General features: G+C 68.3%; 19 protein-coding genes and 3 pseudogenes. 13 read left to right on the forward strand and 9 right to left on the reverse strand.

All coding sequences use genetic code 11. From position 1 onward, the window contains the following. Positions 1-153 precede the first annotated feature (153 nt). The 7 genes and pseudogenes from ACWC0C_RS43530 (at position 154) to ACWC0C_RS43560 (ending at position 7,472) form a co-directional block, all read left to right on the forward strand. A complete protein-coding gene (locus ACWC0C_RS43530) occupies positions 154-1,608 on the forward strand; it encodes an NF041680 family putative transposase (protein WP_450870340.1) in 1,455 nt (484 codons plus the stop codon). Positions 1,609-1,642: 34 nt separating this feature from the next. Then, positions 1,643-2,038, forward strand: coding sequence for an ATP-binding protein (locus ACWC0C_RS43535; protein WP_450870342.1), 396 nt, complete (start codon positions 1,643-1,645; stop codon positions 2,036-2,038). 1,030 nt (positions 2,039-3,068) lie between these two features. Further along, a complete protein-coding gene (locus tag ACWC0C_RS43540) occupies positions 3,069-3,644 on the forward strand; it encodes a hypothetical protein (RefSeq protein WP_449201606.1) in 576 nt (191 codons plus the stop codon). Positions 3,645-3,941: 297 nt separating this feature from the next. Further along, complete coding sequence (locus ACWC0C_RS43545) at positions 3,942-4,946, forward strand: chitinase (RefSeq protein WP_449201607.1); 1,005 nt, start codon at positions 3,942-3,944, stop codon at positions 4,944-4,946. 402 nt (positions 4,947-5,348) lie between these two features. Next, positions 5,349-5,957 (forward strand): annotated as a pseudogene (locus ACWC0C_RS43550) (DUF3631 domain-containing protein); the annotation flags it as partial. A gap of 412 nt (positions 5,958-6,369) precedes the next feature. Continuing rightward, a complete protein-coding gene (locus tag ACWC0C_RS43555; protein WP_450870344.1) occupies positions 6,370-6,864 on the forward strand; it encodes a DUF2637 domain-containing protein in 495 nt (164 codons plus the stop codon). After that, on the forward strand, positions 6,837-7,472 hold the full coding sequence (locus ACWC0C_RS43560; RefSeq protein WP_450870346.1) for a Dyp-type peroxidase: 636 nt from the start codon (positions 6,837-6,839) through the stop codon (positions 7,470-7,472). Before ACWC0C_RS43555 ends, ACWC0C_RS43560 begins: the two co-directional genes overlap by 28 nt. A 72-nt stretch (positions 7,473-7,544) precedes the next feature. Here ACWC0C_RS43560 and ACWC0C_RS43565 read toward each other — a convergent pair whose 3' ends face one another. Further along, positions 7,545-8,399, reverse strand: coding sequence for a hypothetical protein (locus ACWC0C_RS43565; RefSeq protein ID WP_450870348.1), 855 nt, complete (start codon positions 8,397-8,399; stop codon positions 7,545-7,547). A 96-nt stretch (positions 8,400-8,495) separates the two neighbouring features. Between ACWC0C_RS43565 and ACWC0C_RS43570 the strand changes: the two genes are divergently transcribed. Both ACWC0C_RS43570 and ACWC0C_RS43575 read left to right on the forward strand, forming a co-directional pair. Beyond that, positions 8,496-8,786 (forward strand): hypothetical protein, encoded by a 291-nt coding sequence (locus tag ACWC0C_RS43570; protein ID WP_450870349.1) that lies wholly within the window; start codon positions 8,496-8,498, stop codon positions 8,784-8,786. Positions 8,787-9,054: 268 nt separating this feature from the next. Next, positions 9,055-10,752, forward strand: coding sequence for an alpha-keto acid decarboxylase family protein (locus ACWC0C_RS43575; RefSeq protein ID WP_450870351.1), 1,698 nt, complete (start codon positions 9,055-9,057; stop codon positions 10,750-10,752). Positions 10,753-10,800: 48 nt separating this feature from the next. On the opposite strand, the gene ACWC0C_RS43580 is transcribed toward ACWC0C_RS43575, so the two are convergent. From ACWC0C_RS43580 to ACWC0C_RS43615, 8 genes are all read right to left on the reverse strand, one after another. Next, positions 10,801-12,009 carry a cytochrome P450 gene (locus ACWC0C_RS43580; RefSeq protein WP_450870353.1) on the reverse strand — a complete coding sequence of 403 codons (1,209 nt, stop codon included), beginning with the start codon at positions 12,007-12,009 and terminating at the stop codon, positions 10,801-10,803. A 39-nt stretch (positions 12,010-12,048) separates the two neighbouring features. Further along, complete coding sequence (locus ACWC0C_RS43585; RefSeq protein ID WP_450870354.1) at positions 12,049-13,443, reverse strand: NAD(P)/FAD-dependent oxidoreductase; 1,395 nt, start codon at positions 13,441-13,443, stop codon at positions 12,049-12,051. Beyond that, entirely contained in the window at positions 13,433-13,660 is a 228-nt protein-coding gene (locus ACWC0C_RS43590) for a ferredoxin (RefSeq protein ID WP_200420786.1), read from the reverse strand. The genes ACWC0C_RS43585 and ACWC0C_RS43590 overlap by 11 nt, the downstream gene beginning before the upstream one ends. Before the next feature lie 360 nt (positions 13,661-14,020). Beyond that, positions 14,021-14,401, reverse strand: coding sequence for an ATP-binding protein (locus ACWC0C_RS43595; RefSeq protein ID WP_450870355.1), 381 nt, complete (start codon positions 14,399-14,401; stop codon positions 14,021-14,023). 485 nt (positions 14,402-14,886) lie between these two features. Beyond that, positions 14,887-15,891, reverse strand: coding sequence for a hypothetical protein (locus ACWC0C_RS43600; protein WP_450870357.1), 1,005 nt, complete (start codon positions 15,889-15,891; stop codon positions 14,887-14,889). Positions 15,892-16,313: 422 nt separating this feature from the next. Further along, positions 16,314-16,598, reverse strand: coding sequence for a hypothetical protein (locus ACWC0C_RS43605; protein WP_450870359.1), 285 nt, complete (start codon positions 16,596-16,598; stop codon positions 16,314-16,316). A 108-nt stretch (positions 16,599-16,706) separates the two neighbouring features. Next, a protein-coding gene (locus ACWC0C_RS43610; protein WP_450870361.1) for an IS5 family transposase occupies positions 16,707-17,551 on the reverse strand; the annotation gives its coding sequence in 2 pieces (ribosomal slippage) (positions 16,707-17,218 and positions 17,218-17,551; 846 coding nt in all). 253 nt (positions 17,552-17,804) lie between these two features. Continuing rightward, on the reverse strand, positions 17,805-18,794 hold the full coding sequence (locus ACWC0C_RS43615; RefSeq protein WP_450870362.1) for a helix-turn-helix transcriptional regulator: 990 nt from the start codon (positions 18,792-18,794) through the stop codon (positions 17,805-17,807). 93 nt (positions 18,795-18,887) lie between these two features. Between ACWC0C_RS43615 and ACWC0C_RS43620 the strand changes: the two genes are divergently transcribed. The 4 genes and pseudogenes from ACWC0C_RS43620 to ACWC0C_RS43635 form a co-directional block, all read left to right on the forward strand. Beyond that, entirely contained in the window at positions 18,888-19,286 is a 399-nt protein-coding gene (locus ACWC0C_RS43620; RefSeq protein WP_351018624.1) for a VOC family protein, read from the forward strand. A 49-nt stretch (positions 19,287-19,335) separates the two neighbouring features. Next, positions 19,336-19,596, forward strand: coding sequence for a leucine zipper domain-containing protein (locus ACWC0C_RS43625; RefSeq protein ID WP_450870365.1), 261 nt, complete (start codon positions 19,336-19,338; stop codon positions 19,594-19,596). Positions 19,597-19,727: 131 nt separating this feature from the next. Next, positions 19,728-20,195: pseudogene (locus ACWC0C_RS43630) on the forward strand (DDE-type integrase/transposase/recombinase); the annotation flags it as partial. A gap of 487 nt (positions 20,196-20,682) precedes the next feature. Next, a pseudogene (locus ACWC0C_RS43635) lies at positions 20,683-21,846 on the forward strand (reverse transcriptase/maturase family protein); the annotation flags it as partial.

The following is a 21,846-nucleotide window of genomic DNA, read 5'->3' on the forward strand; positions in this document are numbered from 1 at the left end:
TGCAGGCTATCGATGAGTCGAATTGCTCCTCGAACTAGGCCGCTCACCTGGATGTTCGCCGGACACTGAGGCGGCCTTCGTCTGATCATGTGCTCCGACCAAGGACACACGTGACCACGACGAAGGCCGTGAAGGTGAGTCTGCTGCCTGACCATGCTCCGGGGGAAGCGTTCGCGAAAGCGTCACGCTTCCCTACGTTGTTCTGCTGGACGCGGTGAGCCCTTCGTATGGTTGACCGCTCGCGGAGACGAGCTGTTCGACCTCACGGATGCGCTGCTGTGCGCGGACGGGCCGGTGAGGGCGCCGGTGGACCTGACGTTGGTGGCCGAGCACCGGCGCGGGCACGGCGCCATGTACGACGCCCTGAACAAGGGGAATGTGGACGTGCCCCGGCTGCGGCAGGTGCTGGCCGGCCTGCCCATGCCGCAGGCCGGCGACCGCCGCCTGGTCCTCGCGGTCGACGTCAGCAACTGGCTCCGCCCGGACGCGCCGACCAGCGCGGACCGTCCGTTCTGCCACGTCTACGGCCGCAGCGGACGGTCCTCGGACCAGTTCGTTCCCGGCTGGCCGTACTCGTTCGTCGCCGCCCTGGAATCGGGCCGGACGTCCTGGTGCCAGCTCCTGGGCGCCGTGCGTCTCGGGCCGGACGACGACATCGCCGAGGCCACCGCCGCCCAGGTCCGCCGGGTGGTCACCGATCTCATCGAGATGGGCCGATGGCACGTCGGCGACCGGAACATCCTGATCGTGTTCGACGCCGGCTACGACGCCCCGCGCATGGCCCACCTCCTCGACGGCCTCCCGGTCGAGGTGCTGGGACGGATGCGCTCCGACCGCGTCATGCGACGGCCGACGCCCTCGCTCAAGGAGTACGCCCGTTCCTATCCCCGGGGCGGGCGACCGCCGAAGCACGGCAAGGAGTTCCGCTTCGCCAAGCCGGAGACCTGGGGCGAGCCGGATGCGGCGACGGTCCAGGTCACCGACCGCCATGGCACCGCCCGCGCGATGTCCTGGGACCCTATCCACCCAAGGCTGACCACCCGCTCCGCGTGGATCGACCACACCGGCGAACTCCCCATCATCGAGGGCACGTTGATCCGACTCCAGGTCGACCGACTCCCCGGCGGCGGAGACCCGCTGCCACTCTGGCTGTGGTCGTCGGCCACCGGACTGAGCGGCGAGGACGTCGACGTCCGGTGGCAGGCGTTCCTGCGCAGGTTCGACATCGAGCACACCTTCCGGCTGATGAAGCAGACCCTCGGCTGGACCCGGCCCAAGCTCCGCACCCCCGAGGCCGGAGACCGCTGGACGTGGCTGATCATCGCTGCCCACACCCAGCTCCGGCTCACCCGCGAAGCCGTAGCGGACCTCCGCCGCCCCTGGGAGAAGCCGGCCGAGCCCGCACGGCTCACCTCGGCCCGAGTCCGCCGAGGGTTTCGGAACCTCCGCCCGCACCTGCTCTGTCCAGCCCGTGCACCGAAACCATCGACTCCCGGACCGGGAAGACCACTTGGTCCGAAGAACCGTCGCCCCACGCCCCACTACGACGACGGGAAAACGACCAGGCGCCCCGAGAGCATCATCGAGCGCGACAGCCTCAGAGGTTAAAAGACAAGCTCAGTCACCCGACCGCAAAGGAGCGGTGCACGGGACGGTGCCGCACATCTCCAAGGCCGTCTGCGCCGTACGCGGACGGGCACGCACCGTCCTCACCCAATGGCGCGTGCCCACCCCGATGGTCGATGACGCCCTCCTGCTGATCTCGGAACTGACCACCAGTGCAGTCGTCCACGCACTGCCCCCAGCAGTGCTGCGACTGTCCCTGCCCGAGGCCGGCAGCCGCCGCACCCTCCGCATCGAGGTCACCGACGCCGGACCGATACCTCGACGACGCCAGTCGCACGATGACCTCCACCCCGCCGAACACAGGGAAAACGGTCGCGGGACCGACATCGTCGCGGCTCTGTTCGCACGCCACGGAATATCCCACCACCCCGAGAGGACCACCCGTTGGGCCGACCTTCACATGGGGGTTTGACGCTTTGTGGAGGGTGGCCGCCTGCTCACTCGATTCCCCATGCCGAGCGCTGGCGCTCAGGCCGGGGATGACGCCCTGCTTCACAACCCCGTTCGAGTACGGGAGAGATGACCTCCAGCCAACGCAGCTATCGGGCACGCTTCGAGAGTGTCGGCTGCCTCGCTGCGGTGAGGCAGCCGGTACCTGATGCGCTTGGCTGCAGCCCGCAGCCAAGCGAGCAGCTGCGGTACGGCGGCGAACCAGTCTCCCGCAGGTGCTCGGGCGGAGCCGGCGGCATCGCCGATGCCGTCCGCTCCCGACTCGACATGATCGCCGACCTGCTGGGACGACAGTCCCGCAGGTCAGAGCCATGCTACTGAGCGGCTAAACCAACCAGCGGGAGTTCATGACGGCCCTGGCGATACGGCCACCGTCAGCCCCGGCCGCCCTCCCGGCCACACACAGGCGCAGTCTCTCAATCTGCGCCACGCCATTGACAGTGCACTGACAGATTCACTACGATCCCTATCGTTAGGAAACTTTCCTAACGGTGCATCAGCACGAACACACCGGCAGTCTTCAGCGTCACCGTCGCATGCGGTGTCCCGGCATCACTGCTCGACCCGCTCATGGGCCCGGACGGCGATCCCTCCGTTGACCTGGGCAGGGGTCAGCCGAGCGTCGAGGCACCGCACACCCGCAACGCGTGGTCCTCTCGACCACTCGGCGCGGACGCGAACTCCCCACATCCAAAGCGAGGTTCATCCGTATGACCTCTTCATTACGTCACGGACGCACACTTCACCAGTCCCCTGCCGTCCTTCTGTAAACGAAGGCCGCGCTCTCAGCCGGACAACCTGCCCTCGTCGCCCCACCGTAACTTCTCCGCGGGCCACGCCGCCCGCCCTTGCAGACGACGAGCCGGCATCCCCTTCGGCACCTATGCCGTCCGCGGCTCACATCTGCCGCTGCCACCTCACCGGTCACCGGGCTCGGTTACCTCGAACGCGCGCTGCCGGAGCCCATGTCCCCTGGGATCCAAGGAGGTTCCATGCGTCATCGTCTCACGCCACCACTGCTCATGGCAGCGAGCGCCCTGTCGCTCGCCCTCATCTCACCGTCCGCATCGGCCACGACCGGCACCCCCGACATAAGTGGCCATCTCCACAGTGCCCGGCCCTCCGAGAGTCAGACCGTCAACGTCAATGTCACGTCTTACGGTTACAACGACAACGACGACGGCAACGGCCACTACGGAACCGCGCAGATCGCCTACCCGCAGATCCACAGCGAGGCCACCGAAGACCTCGGCACCTACGATCAGCCGTCCACCTTCGCCACCGACCCCGGCGAATTCGCTCCCGGCACCCGCATCTACGTCCCATACCTCCAGAAGTACTTCATCATGGAGGACGGGTGTGCTGAGTGCAGCTCGGACTGGCACAACGGCATCCACCACGTCGACCTGTGGATGGGGCCCGCGTCCATGCAACCGGAGCCCGCCCTCGACGACTGCGAGGGATCGGTCACCCAGAACGCCGACATCATCGCCGATCCGGACCCGGGGCTGCCCGTCGACACCACCCCGCTGTTCTCCGACGGACAGTGTACGGCCGTCCACCACTGAGCTGTCCGGTACCGGAGGCGCCTGCCGTTCCGCGGCCGCCCCCGGTGACCGGCGAACTCACCTTCCACCAAGCCCAGTTCGCTGCGCCGAGTGCCCGACGCCCGTCGGCAGGGGCGTGTCGGAGGTCGCCGGCCCAGCTGCACCCGCACCGGCCGGGGCACCGACCGTGGCGCCCCGCTCCGTGCTCCAGGCACCCCGCGTCCGACCACCGCCACCCTTCCCCATCCAAGCCGTCGGCAGGCGGCGGTCCCAGCGCCTTCCCACCGCGCCCTCCAACCTCACCTCCAGGACTCAGTGATGACCACCCGCCTGCCCAGAGCCACTCTCGCCGCCGTTGTCCCCTTCACCGCCGCCGCCATACTGATCAGTATCGGTCAGCCGGCCGGCGCCGCGCCGGTGTCCGCCTGGCCCGCGCACTACGCGGCCCCCTATCTCCAGATCGGCTCCGGCACCGCCGGTGACATGGCCGACGACATGGCCGCCACCGGCCTGAAGCAGTACACACTGGCCTTCCTCATCCCCCAAGAAGGCTGCACGGCGCAGTGGGAATACAACGGCGACCCCGTCGGCGCCTTCACCTCGCAGATCAACGCGCTGAAGGACAGCGGCGGAGACGTCATCCTCTCCTTCGGCGGAGCGGCCGGCGGCGAACTCGCCCAGACCTGCACATCGGTCCCCGACCTGACCGCCGCCTATGCCGGCATCGTCAACACCTACGGCGTCACCCGGCTCGACTTCGACATCGAAGGCGCCACACTGGACGACACGGCTGCCAACACCCGCCGCAACCAAGCACTCACCGTCCTCCAGGCGCAAAACCCCTCCGTCCAGGTCGACTACACGCTGGCGGTCGCCCCCGACGGCCTGCCCTCCGCGCAGACCGCCCTCCTCCAGGACGCCAAGGACAACGGGGTCAACGTCAGCACCGTCAACCTCATGACCATGGATTTCGGCAACGGGCACAATGCCCTCTCCGACGCCGAATCCGCCGCGCAGGCAACCGCCGGGCAGCTCGCCACTCTCTACGGCGTCTCCAACTCCCAGGCGTACCAGATGATGGGCCTGACACCGATCGCCGGCCAGAACGACGACGATGAGTTCTTCTCGCAGTCAGACGCCGCCGCGCTGGAGAACTTCGCCGCCTCCCACGGAGTCGGCGAACTGGCCTTCTGGGAGGTCGACGGCTACGACAAGCCCACCGGCTACGCATACTCCAGCACCTTCAACCAGATCGACGCCCCGTCCGTGACGGCGCACACACGAGATGTGAGAGGGCTACCGGCCAGCAGCTGGACCGGCTGATCCCGGACCGGCCCCGTCACTGCTCCACTCAATTCCCGGTCGCGCCGCCAGAACAGGGCCCTTCCGTCCGATGGGCGGGAGGGCCTTCGTACTCGCGAGCGTGCATGGGGCACGCTGGCGGCTGCGGGAAGAGGCTGGGGCATCGTGCGACATGCCGGCCAGGCACCGGCAGGAGGCTGGTGGACCGGCTTGAGAAGCTGATGCGGACAGCTCCCGAACCGCAGAGCCGATGCGCGTCGCCGCTGAGGACTACCGCCAGAATCAAAGACTACCTCGCACGCAAGGGCACTCTGCCGGGCTGGGCGACGACGACAGCTTCGCACCGGGCATCGCGTTGTCAGCGCCGAGCCCCTCACATTGCCGGTGCCGGGGTGGGCTTCCCGCACTTCCATGTCACGTGCCGGGAAGACGACGCCCGCCTACCACTTCCACCATATGGCCAGCGACGGTGTGGGGGAGGTGCGGACCGACCGCGGGCCCGGCAGCCCCGGCAGCGGGGTACGGGACCTTCGGGAGACAGGCGCCACGGGGCAGCTCGCGCCGGACTTGAGAGCGGCGCTGCGACGCGAACCACAACTGCTGGAGCCCTTGGTCATCGTCGCCGACCTGGCCGGCGGGCACTGGCCCCGCCTGGCGCGCCTCGCGTGCGCGCGGATGGTCGCCGCCGAAGCGGCGGCCGAGGAGGACCATCCGCGCGGGGCGCGGATCCTCACCGACATCCGCCGGGTCTTCTACGCCCAGCGCGAGGTGGACAGCCTGTCCACCGAGGAACTCCTCCATCACCTGCGTCAGGACCCGGAGGCTCCGTGGGCGGAGTGGGGGAGGGGCGGGCTGACCGCCCGTGAACTTGGCAGGCTCCTCCGCGAGTTTGAGATCAAGCCTGGCAACGTGCGCATGGCCGACCGGACTCAGCGCAAGGGCTACATGCGTAACAAGTTCCTGGATGCCTGGCGCCGGTACTGCCCCGCCGTCCACCCTGTCGACGCCGACACCACTCGCGGCGAGGGCTGAGGCCCCGCCCCTCGGGCCAAGACGGAAACGCGATCATCAGTCGCATCCTGCCGCCAAGGCGCCGCCCTTATCCGTCTTGCGCCGTCCTGCCGTATCGCCGCAGGTCACAGCCCTGCCCACCGGGACGGAAGACGCAACGCCAGCGTCCCGACTCGGGCACCGCCAAACCGGCACCAGGCCCGCCAGGACGTCCCGCGCTTGTTCCGTCTCGGAACAAGACGTCGGCAGTACTTGCCAGGACGGAGGGCCGAGTCGGTTGCCGTACCCGCTGTGACCTGCGCCTGCAACGGCCAAGACGGCAAAGACGCACCACACCGAAACCACAGGAGTACCCCGCTTGACGACCCTCTCCACCTCCCAACCACCGCACCACCAGCCGCCGGACGCCCCGTTGGGCAAGAGGCGGCTGGCGATGACCAAGCACGATGCCGAGCAATACGCGCTCGGCGCGGCAGGCATCGTCATCATCGCCCTGACAGCCGGCGCGTTCTGGCTCTCCTACGCACACCTGGCCGACGTCGCTGGCCAGCACGGCCTGGGAACGTCACCGATCCGCCGCTGGGCGTGGCCGGCGACCCTGGACGCGTTCATCGTCGCGGGCGAGCTGCTCATGCTCCGTGCGGGGCTGCGCCAGGTCACCGACAAGTCGGCCATCGCCGTTACCGCCATCGGATCGGGCAGCTCCATCGCGCTGAACGTCGCCGGAGTCAGCGGCACAGGCAACACCGACACCGTCCCGTTCCTCGACTACGTGGTCGCTGCAGTTCCCCGGCCGCCGCGGAAATCGGCCACGTGGAAGCGGCCTGCACCACCTGGCACCAAGCGCTCGACGACTACCCCATGGTCCAGTCCGGCCGCACCGACGACCGGATCAAAACCATGTTCAGCCTCCTCCGCCCCCACCTGAAGAACGCGACCGCGCGGGACCTCTATGAGCGCGCACGGACGGTCGCCCCACCTCGCCGCGAAGATCGTGGGCCGCTGGCCGAGCGGAGCCCCCTGATCCTGGCGCCCGAGCACGACGACCCGGACTTGGGGGCCGATGAGCAGCGCAATTACGACTTCCTCTACGCGTCCGATCCGCATGGCGTGGTCTGCCCACGAGGCGCCCACGCCCGGCGCGCCAATCCGCGTGACTCGGAGATCATCGGTGACGTCGACCTCCACCGGCTGATCCGGCGAAGCACCACCTACGGGCCGCCGCTGCCGGCCGGCACCCTGGACGACGACGGCGCCGACCGCGGCATCGTGTTCATCGCCGTCAACGCGCACCTCGACCGTCAGTTCGAGTTCGTGAAGTCGCAATGGTTCAACGACGGCAACTTCACCGGCCTGGACGTGGAGAAGGACCTCCTCACGGGCGACAACGACGGCTCGGGCGATTTCACGATCCCGAAGCACCCTGTTCGGCGTCGTCTACACGGAGTCGAGCGCTTTGTCATCACTCGTGGCGGCGAGTACTTGTTCCTGCCGAGTCTCAGCGCGCTGCGCTGGCTGGCCAACCCCGGCGGCTGAGCCCACCGTTGAAACGGTACGGCGCACGCAGCCACCAGTTCCGCTCGGCACGCGCCTCGTACAGACCCGATGTCAGGTGAACCGAGCGTTGCTGACATCGATAGAAACCATGATCTGTTCCAGGATCGGGCGGTTGTCCGCATCGCTTCGGTAGGCCCGGCGTTTGCTGGGCAGGCGGATCCCGTCCGCTTCCACGGTGTCATAGACGTACTGTGCCGCGGCGAACCCGCCCGCGATGTCGACGTGATAATCATGCCGACGCAGGAGATGGTGGGGGCCGAAGTAGAAGTCCTGTTGGACGCTGTGGCTGGCGATGTCGGGCGGGAAGGTGGCGCGCAGCCCGCGCCAGAGTTCGTCTCCTTCCCACCACGGTTCGATTTCGGTGACGGTGAAGCCGGGCATCGACAGCAGGAAGGGCGTGGTGAGATACGTCCACAGCGCGTATCCGTTGAAGTATGCGCGGTCCAGTGGGTCCCACGGGGTGCTGAGGTCGTGCCCTTTGAACGACTTCCGCGGTTCGTCGCGTTCGGCCACGACGCGGCCGTCGACTTTTTCGATGCTGACTCGCTCGGCCGTGAAGTCGGTCTTCTGGTCGGGGGCGCCGAACGGCGTCACGCAGGCGTGCTGCTCGTGCAGCCAGACGGTCATCTCCCGGGGGGTGGGGTCCTGCGGCATCCCCTTGATGACGAACATGTCACCACCGCTGACGATGGTGACGCGAACCGTGGTGAGTGCGTTCCAGCGGTCGAGACCACCATGGGCATCGAGGACCTCTGCGAGCAACGTGTTCATGTCGGTCTCCTGCTCGGTCGTGCCAGGCGGCGGCGACCAAAGGGCCACCGATTGCGCGGCCCGGCTTCGGCGAAGCAGCCGCAGCCAGCCGATCCGCGGTGACCTCATCAGCCGGGCGGCTTTCTCATCGTTCACTGGTTCACCGGCATAACGCACCTGGGCGCTGCCCCTGGGAACGCCTTCCCCTCCCGCAAGTCACTGGAGGACTTCGACCTCGATCACCGGCGGTCTGTGAAACGCGAGGTCAACGCCCACCTGGGGACGCTGGATTTCGTCGTCGGCAAGGAAAACGTCATCTTCCTCGCGCCGCCCGGCACCGCAAGACCCACCTGGCCACCGGGCTCGGCATCCGGGCCTGCCAGGCCGGCCACCGGGTTGCCTTCGCCACCGCCACCCAGTGGCTCGGTCGGTACCACGCACCGGGCCTTCACTCAGCTGAAAAGGAACGGCCTGATCGAGGTCAGCCGGATCCGCCGAGCCGTCGTCCGCCAGCTCCAGGAGGAAACCGCCGATGCCGTATAGGCCCCGCGCTCGCCACACTCCCGCCCCTGCGCGCGTCGAGGCCCGTACCTCAACAGTGAGCTTTCGCCGGCCGTGGCGACCACCGCCACGGAGACCGGGGTACGAGAGCGCCCGCGACTCCCCGGTTGATCCGCCCGTGCGTGGGAGCACGAGCCCCCAGAGGCCTCCAACCATCTCTCACCGCAAAATGGATATAAGCCGCTCCCCTCCTGGAGACGATATCGGCGATTCGGAGGCACAGGCGATGTCCACCAGCCCGAGCCGATGGATGACAATCGGCGACTTCCTGCTCCGGCGTCTGGAGGAGGCCGGTGTCGGCCACCTCTTCGGCGTCCCCGGTGACTTCAACCTCGAACTGCTGCAGCAGGTCCACGACACGGGCACGCTGCACTGGGTCGGCAACTGCAGTGAGCTGAACGCGTCCTACGCAGCGGATGGCTATGCCCGGCTGAACGGCATGGGCACGCTCCTAGTGACGAACGCCGTCGGCGCCCTGAGCGCGATCAACGGAGTCGCCGGCTCCTACAGCGAGCACGTGCCGGTGGTCTGTATCTGCGGGTCGATACCGCTCAAGTCCATCGATCGCGGCCTGGGGATGCATCACACGATGGCCGACGGCACCTGGGACCGTTTCCTCGGCGCCTATGCGCAGGTGACCGCCGCCCAGGCCAGACTGACCCCGCACAACGCGGTCACGGAGATCGACAGGCTGATCCTCACCGCGTGGCGGGAGAAGCTCCCGGTGTACATGGAGTTGCCTTCCGACATCGCCTATCTCGACATCGAGGTTCCGCAGGCCCCGCTGGTGCTCGCGCAGCCGCCCAGCGACCCGGAACGGCTGCGGTCGTGCATCACCGCAATCGCAGACCGCCTGTCCGCCGCCAAGTCACCGGCGGTCCTGGTGGATCTGGACGCGGACCGCTTCGGCGTGGCAGCCGACGTCATGGGACTGGCCGAGAAAATGCGGCTCCCCGTAGCAGTGATCAGCACAGCCAAGGCGGTCATCGACGAGACGTTCCCCTATTACGTCGGCATCTACAACGGCGAGGCAAACGAGCCGCACGTGCGCGCGGCGATCGAGACCAGCGACTGCCTGCTCTCCATCGGCTACCGGCCGATCGAGGTGACGACGGGCGACTTCACCGCTTCGCTGCCCGCCGACACGATCCAAGCCCGCAGCCACTCGGTGGACATCGGCGATGACAACTATCAGGCGGTGACGCTCCAGGAAGTCATCCGCGGCGTACTGGACACCGTCCCGCACGGCACGAGCCGCTCTGCACCACAGCGGGGGGCTACAGGGCGGGGAGCTACGGCGACAGGGACCCCCGCAGGCGGCTCCACCAACCTGACGCAGGCCGCGTACTGGCAAGCAATCCAGGACTACCTCCGGTCCGGGGACGTGCTCCTCCTCGACAACGGGACGTCGTACGCCCTCCTCGGCCTGCAGCTGCCACCAGACTGCACCTTCGTCGGATCGATCAACTGGGGCTCGATCGGCTACTCGGTCGCAGCCCTGCTCGGCACGCTGACCGCAGCACCAGACCGTCGCCACCTGCTGTTCCTGGGCGACGGCTCATTCCAGCTGACCGCGCAGGAGCTGTCGACCATCCTCCGGCACGACCACAAGCCGGTGATCTTCCTGATCAACAACGGCGGATACACCATCGAACGCGGTTACCTCGGCAAAACCGAGCAGTACAACGACATCGCGACCTGGGCCTACGCGGATCTACCGAGAGTGCTCCGCCCGGACACCACGGCGCGATCGTTCGTCGTCAAGACCACCGCGGACCTGGCGGAGGCCCTCAGCGCGCCCAACGACACGCTGATCTTCATCGAAGCGGTCATGGATCCCTACGACGCTCCCGCCGCGGTCATGACCAGCAGCAACACCGGCGCCGACATCGACTACGGGCCTCGCGGCCCCCAGCACCGCGACAACGCACAGCTCAGGCTGGCCTGACGACTTGCTCGAGGCAGGCACCAGTTCCCCCGGCCCTTGCGGGGGTGCTCAGGCCGTGAGGCCTTCGATCGCCACGGGAAGGTGCCGGGGGCCGCGCAGCACGGCGTTGGCGCGGTACGGCGGCGGGTCCTCGAGCAGCCCGGAGAACCTGACCCGGCGGAAGAGCTCGGGCACCGCCAGATGCAGTTCTATGCGGGCGAGAGGGGCGCCGAAGCAGTAGTGGATGCCGGTGTAGAAGCCCAGGTGTTCGTTGTCCTTGCGGTCGGGATCGAACCGGTCGGGGTCCTCGAAGCGCCGGGGGTCGCGGTTGGCCGCGGCGAGCATGAGCCAGACCGGCGAGCCCTTGGGGATGGTGGTGCCAGCGATCTCGATGTCGGCCAGGGCGGTGGTCCACGGGACGAACTGGACCGGGGGCTCGTACCGCAGCACTTCCTCGATGAGGGGGACGGCCAGGTCCGGGTCCTTCTGGAAGCGGTCGAGGACGTCAGGGTGGCGCAGCAGGGTGAGGGTCGTGTTGGTGATCGCGTTGACGGTGGTCTCGTGGCCGGCGACCAGGAGCAGCACGGCGGTGGCCTCCAGGTCGGCCGGTGTCATGGCAGGGGCGAGCGCGCTGAGCATCCCGGGGCCGGGGTTGCGGCGTTTGGTCTCGATCAGATCGGTCAGGTAGGCGCCCATGTCCTGGCGTGCCTGCTGTGCCTTTTCCTGGCCGTCGGCGCCGCCGGCCTGGGGATCGATTGACGACGCCAGGGCATCGGCCCAGCCGTGGAAGCGCGGTTCGTCCTCGCGCGGGACGCCGAGGACCTTGCAGATGGCTGTGACGGGAAGGGGGTAGGCGAAGTCCTCGACGATGTCGACCTGGTCCTTGCCTTCGAAGGCGTCGAGCAGCTCGGTGACCACCTTGGCCAGCTCTCCGCGCAGGCCGTCGAGGAATCTGGGGCTGTGCGGGGGACCGAACGGCCGGTTGATGGTGTCGCGCAGCCGGTCGTGCACGGGCGGGTCGGTGAAGATGAAGCTGGGCGGCAGACCGGTCTCCGGGTCCGGTTGCCCGACGCGGGCGTAGCCGGACGGGCGGTTGCTCGTGTCGTTGCTCAGCCGTGGGTCGTTGGCCAGGCTCCGCACCTCGTAATAGGTGCTGACCAGGTAGGAGCCGTTGTCCTCCCGCCTGACCGGTTGCTTGCGCAGTTCCGCGTAGAGCGGGTACGGATCGGCCCGGTTGGCGTAGTCGGTGATCTGCGCGAGGAGGGTGCCGGACGTCATGGTGACTCCTGAGGGCTCCGGGCGGTGCAGGGCCGGTGATCAGGCATGTGCCGGAACGAACGCGACACGCCGCTCGCTCGGCGAGTGACCCGTCAGCGTGACCGTGGCCCCATGGGTGGGCAGATGGGGGTCGGGGAAGGCCGGGTCGACCGGATGCAGCGTCTCGGCCCGGCGGTCGACCGTGCGGTACTCCGGCGGGAACGGCGCGCCGGACGCGATCTGCTGCTCGTAGAACCCCAGCCACTTGGCTCCGTCGAAGGACGCCGCGGCGATGACGCGGCCCCGGTAGCCGTACACCGCGACGAACCGCTCCTCGGCGAGCGTCCCCTGGGCGACGACCAGTTGGTCGCCCAGCGAGGGAACACCCACCGACTTGATGTTCACGCCGAACTGGGTGGACCAGAACATCGGCAGCCACAGGTGCGGACGGCGATCCGGACCCGCACAGATCATGTTGTGGGCGGCGATCTCGGCCTGTTCGACCGCGTTGCCCCAGTGCTCCAGCGCCAGGAACTGGTAGTCGAACAGCGGGTGGGGGCTGCGGGCGACGTCACCTGCGGCGTAGATGTCGTCGGTGACGATGCCGTTGACGTCGAACACCCGACACCCGGCGTCGCACGCGATCCCCCGGGGACCCGCGGCCACCCCCGAGCCGGCGAGCCATTCGGTGTTCCGCATGGCACCGAGCGAGACAACGGCCACGTCCACGTCGATCGCCGAACCGTCGGACAGATGGGCGCGCCTGAGCCGTCCCACGTCGTCGCCCTCCAGGGCAGTGACGCTGATGCCGCAGCGCAGGTCGACCCCGTGCCCCCGCTGCAGCCGGTCCGCGACCGCGCCGATCACCCCGCCGAGCGCGCCCACCAGCGGGGCCGGGCCGCGCTCGGCGACCGTGACCTCGAGGCCCAACTCCCGGCAGGCGGAGGCGACCTCGGAGCCCGTGAAACCGGCGCCGATCACCAGCACCCGGGACACGCCCCCGGTCAGCTTCCGGCGCAGGCGTGCGGAGTCGTCGCGCGTACGCAGCCCGAACACCCCGTCCAGCGCGGCTTCTTCCGGGTGGAACCAGGGTCGCGCCCGGGTCCCGGTGGTGATCAGCAGGCGGTCGTAGGGGACGGTGTCGCCGTTCGTCAGCCGTACCTGCGTGGCGTCCCGGTCCAGGCTCTCGGCGGCGACACCCAGGCGCCATTCGGCGTCGATGTCGCGCCGCCGCGGCAGCGCGGTGTCCTCGGGCCGTGCCCGCCCGAGCAGTGCCTGCTTGGACAGCGGCGGCCGGTCGTAGGGCTCGTACGGCTCATCGCCGATCATGGTCAGTGATCCGGCGAAGCCCTGCTCGCGCAGCGTCTCCGCCGCGCGCAGACCGGCCAGCGAGGCCCCGACCACGACGATGCGGCCCTGGCGCCGCAGAACCTGGACGTCCGTGTCAGCCGACATGGGGCTCGACCCGCCTCGTCGGCTCGTCGGAGTAGTCGACCAGGATGGCCTGGACCGGGCAGGCGGCAGCGGCCTTCTCCACCCGGTCACGTTGTGCCTCGTCGAAGCGAGGGGAAAACAGCAGCGCTTCTTCCCCGTGGAGGGAGAAGACGTCCGGGGCGAGAAAGACGCACTGTGCGAATCCCTGGCACCGGTTGAGATCGACGACAAGCCTCATCAGAACCCGCTCCCCGCGCGGGCCGCGGTCCCCGCAGGTTCCGCAGCCGTCTGCGCTCGGTCCATACGGTGGTCGGCATGCCTCTTTCAGGATGGGCCTCTGCGCAGGGCGCTCGCAACGCGAAGGCTGCCGGGCAGGCCGATGCGCACCCGACCGATCAACCGCAAGGGAGACGAGGCACTATCGGCCGCCTGAACACCGGACGGACGGGGACGCGACTCGGGCGGCTGCATGCGCCGGCTCCCCTCCGGACCGCCGCGACGGGCAGGCTTGGGGGCCGGTAGACCGGCAATCTGAGTCGGGCGGTCCGCGGGAACTCAGGACAGGCGCCGAACCATGCGTGTCGTGACAAACAGGCCGCTACTGAAGACGGGCTGTGGTTGCGGGCGAGAGGCTCTGCTCGGCCCAGACGGTCTTGCCGTCGAGCGTGTAGCGGACGCCCCAGTTCTGTGCCAGTTGGGCGATGATGAACAAGCCGCGCCCGCCTTCGTCGACGGTCTTCGCGTGGCGCAGCCGTGGCGCGAGGGAATTGCCGTCGTGGACTTCGCAGGTGAGGGTGCGGTCCTTGATGAGCTGTATCTGAACAGGCGGGGTGCCGTAGCGGATGGCGTTGGTGACCAGTTCGCTGACGATCATTTCGGTGGTGTAGGCGGTCTCCTCATCGACTCCCCAAAGGATGAGCTGGTGGCGGGCGTGGGTGCGCGCCGCAGCAGCGGCTTGGGGCGGTGATCGAGATGCCACGTGGCGACCTGGTCGGCGGGGAATGGGTGGGTGCGTGCGAGGAGGAGGACGACATCGCTGTGGCGGGTGTCGTTCCGCAGCCGGTAGAGCACGTCATCGCATAGATCCTGCAGTGGCCGCTCAGGGTGGGCCAGCACCCGTTGGATAGTGGGACGAGCCCGCCGCGGTCGGCGAACATCAGCGCGATCCTGCGGCCGAGGGTGCCTGCGCCGATCACCGCTACCGGACGGCTGTCGATGTTCGTGGGGAGCACGAAGGACATGCTGGTTCCTGCTCTCGTGGCGGCTGCTGCGATTGCTGCGATGAACGTCGCCAGGGCCGGCAGATTCGTGCTGATCGGGGACGATACCCGGGTGACGAGGGCTGCCCCGGAAACTGGATCACCGGCCAGGGGATCCTCTCCGACAACCACAGCGGTGCGGAGGTCATCGCGAACCACGTCAGTGGCACGGTCCAGGTGCAGGGCACGACCGGCACCGGCCGCCTCACCCGTGGTACAGCACCCGTACGACGATCGTGTCCGGCGTCAGGGCATCGAGGTACTCGTTGAAGTAACGGCACCGCTCGGGGCCGGCGATCGCGAGCCAGTGGCCGTCCAGGGTCAGGAGTGCGTGTGTGGTCAGCGCCTGGTCCGCAGCTTCCCTCATGTGGGCGCCGAGGTCGCCCACCAGGCGGGCAGCCGGGTCGCCGCCCACGAGGTCCTCGAGTTCCGGCAGGTCGGCGAGCGCGACCAGCGCCGGCTGGGTCCGGTAGTCCTCCACGGCCTGGATCCTGGGGTAGCCCTCGGGGTCCGCGAAGTGCCTGGCCCAGAAGTGACTCGCCGGGTGCACCGGCGCGTACCCGGAGGCGAACGCCTGCCAGGCTTCGAAGGCGCGCCGCGCCTCGGCGGCCGCCTGTGCGCGCGGCGTTTCGAGATCCAGCAGCCCCCGAGGGCCGCCGTCGCACAACGAGGGCGGCAGGTCCCGTGCCTCTCCGGAGAGCGTGCGGGTTCCCCGGATCAGGCGCGGGTCGTCCTCGTGTCCCGCGACGACCGGGAACGCGCAGCCTCCTCCGTCGATCCGCCAGTAGTCCCACCAGGTCTCCACCTCCGGCTCGCCGGGGGTGGAGTGGCGGTTGTAGTCGTACGGAGCCATGGCGGCACCGATCGCCTCGGGCACGTCGCCCGGGGCACACCGGGGGACGCACACGGTGACTCGTTCTTTCGCCATGGCCTTTGTGGCTCTCTCTCCTCGTTCTCCGCCGCACGCCTCCTGCGGCGTGACGCAATCGGGCAGCCAGCCACCGCAGCCGCGCTGCACGTCCTGCGACATGTCCCAGAACATGGCCAGGTCGCCGAGGACTCCGAAGACACCCATGGCCTTGCCCGGCTTCGACCCCGCGCCTGACCTCGGCGCGGACGGCGCTTCGGACACAGCGGGGGCCTGCTGCGGAACTTCGCCCGGCGTGATGGTGATGGTCTCGCCGGGGATCTTGCGCACCAGGGGCTGCACGCGCTGAGTGTCGAAGGACCCGTCCGGCCAGATTACCCGGACGTCCTTGTTGCCGACGCACCTGTAACCGGATCGTCTCGGCCTGGCCCTTGGCGACGCAGAGGACGTTCTGGGCCTGGCCCTTGTTCTCGTTCATCTTGTTCGAGACAGTGTCCGCAGGCCGTCGTTCATGGAGTCGAAGGCGACCTTCTCCGAGTGGTTGTTCGTCGGTGCGCCCACGGTGTGCGGGCTCCCCGGTCGTCGTAGAAGACCTGGCGGCCGCTCACCGTGCGCTGGGTCAGCGGGTGTTCGGGCTTGACGTCCGCCGGAGGCTTCATCCGGATGATCCTGCGGCCGCGGCGGACCGCTGTGCCCTCCCAGCATTCGATGGGCTGCAGACCGTCCGGGGCGCTCTTGGCGACCGGGTTGTTGTCCGCGTAGGCCTAGCCGTTGATCCGCAGAGGGTCGGACGGGTCGATGACCGGGTCCACGGAGAGGAAGCGGCCGGTGGACTGGTCGTACTCACGGGCACCGAGGTGGATCAGGCCGGTGCCCGTCTCGTCGACGCCCGTGCGCAGGTAGGAGCGCCGGTCCGGCCAGCCGGCCGGCTGGGTGCCGCGTGTCTGTCCGAACGGCTTGACGAAGCGGCGGGTAACGGGCTGCCCGCTCGTCTCGTCCACCGACGTGGTGGCGGGGCCCAGCTGGTCGGTGAGCATGATGCTGCTCAATCTTGTGGCTCGGCACCTGACCGTCAAATCGCACCTGTGAAGGCAGCTTCCGGGCCTTTTCCCATGCAGCCCTATTTCGGCATGGTCACCTAGGGGCTTTCGTTTGGATCATCTTGCGGACCAGAGGAAGATGCCCGCGATGTGGAGTCCGGCCAGGTAGATGGTCGCGGTCTTCTCGTAGCGGGTGGCGATGCCGCGCCACTGCTTGAGGCGGTTGATGCACCGTTCGACGGTGTTGCGCTGCTTGTAGATCTCCCGATCGAAGGACGGCGGCCTGCCGCCGCGGCTGCCTCGTCGCAACCGATGGCCGCGTTGGTCTGCCGGAATGGGGATCACCGCTCGGATGCCGCGCCTGCGCAGATGTTCGCGGATCGCGCGGGATGAATAGGCCTTGTCGGCCAGGATTACGTCCGGCTTGGTGCGGGGTCGTCCGCGCTGGCGGGGAACGCGCAGGCGAGCCATCACCTGAGTGAAAGCGGGTGCGTCGCCAGCTTGGCCGGCGGTGAGATGGAAGGCCAGGGGGCGGCAGTTTCTGTCGGCGGCGAGGTGGATCTTCGTCGTCAGTCCGCCGCGGGACCGGCCGATGGCGTGGTCGTCGGGTTCGTCGGCCGGGGCCCCTTTTTGCGGGCCCCTGCCGCATGCTGGTGGGCTCGCACGATCGTGGAGTCCACCCAGACAGCCCAGTTGAGGTCTTCGTCGGCGTCGGCCTGGGCCATCAGCGCGGTGAACACGCGCTCCCATGTGCCGTCGACGGCCCACATCCGCAGCCGGTTGTAGACACCGCGCCAGTTGCCGTACTTCTCGGGCAGGTGCACCCACTGGGTGCCGGTCTGGAACTTGAAGGCGATCGCGTCGATCACCTCTCGGTGATCCCTCCAGCGGCCGCCCCGCTTCGGCGTCCGATCCGGGAGCAACGGCTCGATCCGCGCCCACTGCGCGTCAGTCAACGGCACACACCCGAACCAACGATCCGATGATCTAAACGAAACGCTCTAGAGCCAATTCGCACCGTGACAAGGTGAGTGAGGTGACAAGCTCGCATCACAGATCGACGTCGAGCAGGTCGGACTGGTGGAGGCGGTGTGCGAGATGGCGCGAGGTGATCTGGCGTGGAGCGAGTTCGCCTCGGGCTACGTGCAGGGCGAGGGCGCGGGCAGCCTCGGTGATCTCCTAGCTGTGCCATCTCATGACATGGGTTCCTCGCGGTCAGGCTTGGCGGGCGTAGGACGTGAGGCGATCGGCGAGCGCGATGACGAGGTCGCGCAGTTCATCGGGGCGCTCGATGACGAACGGCCGGTCGAGTGAGGCGAGTACCGCAGGCAACCAGTCGAGCCGCTCCGCCCGTAGCTCGACGCGCAGCCAGCGCTCGGTCGCCCGGTCCTCGCCTGCTACGCGCGCGTACTCCTCCAGGTTCGCGACGCTGGCGGGAAGGTGGGCGCGGATCTGCTCAACCGTCCCGTGGATCCGCAAGCTCACCTCGTGCCGGTACTCGGCCGCGGCGAAGGCTGACAACAGGCGATGTGCCGGATCGGGACCCACGGGCGCTTCGAATGAGCCGGGCAGGGTCCGCGCGTCTGCGATGCGATCGAGCCGGAAGGTTCGGTCCGCGCCGATCTGGGCGTCCTTGCCCGTGACGTACCACCGGCCGGCATGGGCGACGATCCCGTACGCGTGCAGCGTGCGTTCGCTGCGCCGTCCGTCGCGGTCGGTGTAGCGGATCGAGACCGGTCGGCGGTGGCGCACCGCATCGGCGATGGTGAGCAGGACCTCGGCGTCCGGGGTGTCGACATCATCGGGCTGATCGGTGAAGGCGAGAGCTTCCAGGAGTGTGTCCAGCCGACGGGCGATGCGCTTGGGCAGCACCCGCCGGATCTTCGCCGATGCCGTCTCGCTCGCCGTGTGCGCCGTCGTCGTCAACCCTGCTCGGCGGCCGGCGACCAGGCCGAGCAGCACGGCCAGCGCCTCGTCGTCGCTGAGCATGAGCGGAGGCAAGCGGTACCCGGGGGCGAGCCGGTACCCGCCGTAGCGGCCGCGCACCGACTCCACGGGCACGTCCAGGTCGATCAGCTGGTCCACATACCGCCGCACGGTGCGCCCTTCGACGCCGAGCCGGTCGGCGAGTTCGGCCACGGTCCGGGTGCCGCCCGACTGCAGCAGCTCCAGGAGTGTCAGCACGCGGCCGGTGGGTCGAGGCATGTTCGCAGCCTAACGCGAATACAGGACCGATTCTGTCCACTATTTCTCCTAGCCTGCGACGTGCACGCCTCCAGCACAGCCAAGGAGATTCCCATGGACTTCGTCTCGATCCGCATCATCACCAGCGACGTAGCGCGCCTCGTCGAGTTCTACGAGCGAGCCACAGGGGCGCGGGCGACGTGGGCCACCGAGGACTTCGCCGAACTCAAGACGGCGGGCGCCACCCTCGCGATCGCCGGCACCCGCACCGTCCCGCTGTTCGCCCCGGGCTCTGCCCGCCCGGCTGACAACCACAGCGTGATCACCGAGTTCCTCGTCGACGACGTGGACCGCGTTCACCAGAACCTGACCGGCTTCGTCACCGACTTCGTCAACGAGCCCACCACGATGCCCTGGGGCAACCGGTCGCTGCTGTTCCGCGACCCCGACGGCAACCTCGTCAACTTCTTCACCCCCGTCACCCCGGCGGCCATCGAAAAGTTCGCACGCTGACGCCACGCACAGCCGCTCAAACGGGAGCCCCGAGACCCCAGGGCTCCCGGTGAACGCGGCCGCCGAGTCCAGGAGCGCCACCAGCGGGGCACATCGGAACGCACCGCTGACCCTCGAAGGACGTCTGCACTTGTGTCTGCGGATCGACGCCGGACGTCCGATCGCGCACGTGGCTGCGGAAGCCGGGATCTCCGGCCGCTGCCCGGCCAAGTGGTACGCCCGCTGGCGCGCGCACGGCGAGAACGGACTACTCGACCACTCCTCCCGCCCCGCCACCAGCCCCGCCCGCACCCCCCGCGGACATCGCTGACCTGGTGGAGGCGCTGCGGCGGCAGACCAAGCGCGGACCGGCCCGGCTCGCCGCCGACCTGCAGCGGCTGCACGGCGTCACACTCGCGCCCGCGACCGTCCACCGCATCCTGGTGAGGCGAGGACGTGGGCCGGCTCCGGGACCTCGACCCACCGACCGGCGAGCAGCTGCGCGCGGTCATCCGCTACGAGCACGACTGGGTAGGCGAACTGGTCCACGTCGACGTCAAGAAGGTCGGACGCATCCGGACCGGCGGCGGCTTGCGATGCACGGCGTCGGCACCGAGTCCGCCCGCGCCTCCAAACGCACCGGTCCCGGCACGGGCAGGGTCGGATACACGTACCTGCATTCGGCGCTCGACGACCGCTCCCGGCTCGCCTACACCGAGGCCCTGGACGATGAGAAGGCCGTCACCGCGGTCGCTTTCTGGCACCGGGCCGTTTCATTCTTCGCCGCCCACGGCATCACACTGATCCGCCGCTGCCTCACCGACAACGGCGCGTGCTACCGGTCTACGACCTGGGCTGACGCGCTCGCCGGTGACCGGTACGAAGCACCAGCGGACCAGGCCGTACACGCCGCGAACGAACGGGAAGGTGAGGTTCCTTGGCCTGATGGCTTACCTGGATCCGAAAGGTGAAGGGGACCAGGAAGGGGACCAGACCATGGCAGGAAACCAGCAGTCGGGCCCAGGTGTCAGGACGGTGTGCTGGGAAGGCCCGCGTGATACGGCGAAGGCTTGACTGCCCGAATCCTAATCTCCAGGAGATGGAAGTTCACATCCGCCGGAAAGATGCCTGAAACCGGCGCCAACCCTGCGGAGTTCGCGTCGCACGGACTCTGCAACTCTCGGGGTAAGAAGCGATGCCCAATGAGGGTATTCAAGGAGATGAGTGGGGCGCCTCAGTCACGCTATGACGTGCGACAGAGATGAACGTGGGATCGTCTAAGGGGCGCGAGCCGTATGGCGACGGAGGCCCCATAGTAGTCGCCGGAGTCACGCCCGGCCAAGGAGGATGGGAAAGCCGTCCACATCGGGCGAACGGGGCCAGGTGATCGGACACCCGAAGTCGGGAGATATGCGAAATGCAGAGCGCCGAAACGGTGCTGGGTGTCCTGCGGGCGCGCGGCAGTCGTGGTCTGCCGTGTGAGGAACTGTATCGACAGATGCTCAACCCGCAGTTGTATCTGCTGGCCTACGGCCGTATCTACTCCAACAAGGGGGCCCTATTACGAATCGGTCTTCTCCGGCAGGTCCCACGGATTCCGTCCCCGGAAAGGCTGCCACACCGCGCTGCGCGAGGTGGCCAATACCTGGCCGGGGACGTCTTGGTTCGTCGAGGGCGACATCGCAGACTGCTTCGGGAGCCTCGACCACGAGGTCATGCTCCGGATCCTGGGCGAGGAGGTCCATGACAGCCGGTTCCTGCGGTTGGTACGCAACATGTTGACGGGCCGGATACCTGGAGGACTGGACCTGGCATACGACGCTGAGCGGGGCTCCGCAGGGCGGCGTGGCCTCACCGGTCCTGTCCAACATCTACCTGCACAAGCTGGACACCTATGTCGAGCAGACACCGATCCCGGAATTCACCCGAGGTAGGCTCCGGGCACACAGCACGGAATACCGTCGGGTGGAATCGGCGATCGCACGTGCCCGTTGCAAGGGCGGCCGCGCTGAAGTGCGTTCGCTATACTGGCAGTTGCACCGTCTCCCCAGCCAGGATCCCAACGATCCTGACTATCGGAGGCTGCGATACGAGCGTTACGCCGACGACACCCTCCTCGGGTTCGTCGAGCCAAAGGCCGAAGCCGAAGAGATCAAACAGCGTCTGGCGACGTTCCTGCGCGACGACCTCAAGCTGGAACTGTCCCAGGAGAAGACGCTGATCACCCACGCCCGGACAGGCAGGGCGCGATTCCTCGGCTACGAGATTTTAACCGCGAGAACGGACCGCAGAACACGCCGACCGTCCGCATCGGACCGGCGCAACCGCCGCTCCGTGAATGGGGCGATCGTCCTGCACGTTCCCGCCGACGTGATCAAAGCCAAGCACGCCCCCTACATGGCATGGGGGAAACCCGCCTGCCAGAACTCGCTCGTGAACGAATCCGACCATGTCATTGTCGGCAAGGTCGCCATCGAGTACAGGAGCCTAACGAGCTCGTGCACGGTAGGCAGGGAGACGTCGCGGATGGCGGCGGGGCTCGGTGTTCACATCGGCCGCGCCGATGTCAGGTCCGCGGTCT

The sequence above is a fragment of the Streptomyces sp. NPDC001709 genome, from assembly GCF_053596375.1.